The organism is Streptomyces sparsus (assembly GCF_054776295.1).
In genome coordinates this window covers 1-1,165 of the sequence record NZ_BAAHCA010001242.1, presented here as the reverse complement: position 1 = coordinate 1,165, position 1,165 = coordinate 1, and the positions used below count along the sequence as shown (strand labels likewise).

Below are 1,165 nucleotides of genomic sequence, written 5' to 3'. Positions count from 1 at the left end.
TGGCCGCACGCCCTGCGGCCGAGCGCGAGCGCACGCTGCTCACCACCGTGCGCGACCTGGTCGCCGCCGTCCTCGGCCACGACGGCCCCGACGAGGTCGAACTCGCCCGGCCGTTCACCGACCTGGGCCTCACCTCGCTGACCGCCGTCGAACTCCGCAACGCCCTGAGCACCGCCCTGGGCGCCACCCTGCCCGCGACCCTCGTCTTCGACCACCCCACCCCCGCCGCGCTCGCCCGGCACCTGGCCGACGACCTCTTCGGCACCGCCGGACAGGGAGCCCGGGCCACCGCGGTGCGGCCCGTCGACGACGACCCGATAGCCGTCGTCGGCATGGCCTGCCGCTACCCGGGCGGCATCGGCAGCCCCGAGGAACTGTGGCAACTGGTCACGGCGGGACAGGACGGCATCTCCCCGCTGCCCACCGACCGCAACTGGGACCCCGAGCGGCTCTACCACCCGGACCCCGACCACCCCGGCACGGTCTACACCCGCGAAGGCGGCTTCCTGCACGACGCCAGCCAGTTCGACCCGGCGTTCTTCGCGATCAGCCCGCGGGAGGCGCTGTCCATGGACCCGCAGCAGCGGCTCCTGCTGGAGGTGTCCTGGGAGGCGCTGGAGCGCGCCGGCGTCGACCCGTCCGGCGCCCGCGGCTCGCAGACCGGCGTGTTCGCCGGAGTCACCTACCAGGACTACGTCACGATCCTCGCCGCCTCCGACGACAACTTCGAGGGCTACGTCGGCACCGGCAACTCGCCCAGCGTCCTGTCCGGCCGGGTGTCGTACGCCCTCGGGCTGGAGGGCCCGGCCGTGTCCGTCGACACCGCCTGCTCCTCCTCCCTCGTGGCGCTGCACCTGGCCGCCCAGTCCCTGCGCCAGGGCGAGTGCTCCCTCGCCCTGGCCGGAGGCGTCACCGTCATGTCGACGCCCGGCTCCCTCATCGAGTTCAGCCGCCAGCGCGCCCTCGCGCCCGACGGCCGCTGCAAGCCCTTCTCCGCGGACGCCGACGGCGCGAGCTGGGCCGAGGGCGTCGGCATGGTCGTGCTCGAACGCCTCTCCGACGCCCGCCGCAACGGCCACCAGGTCCTCGCCGTCATCCGCGGCAGCGCCCTCAACCAGGACGGCGCCTCCAACGGCCTGACCGCGCCCAACGGCCCCTCGCAGCA

1 protein-coding gene is annotated in these 1,165 nt (G+C 74.6%); it reads left to right on the top strand.

Annotation, left to right across the window (positions count from 1 at the left end):
- Window positions 1–1,165, top strand: a 1,165-nt coding sequence (locus ACYVE9_RS27655) for an acyl carrier protein (RefSeq protein ID WP_461030628.1), incomplete at both ends; no start/stop codon positions are given.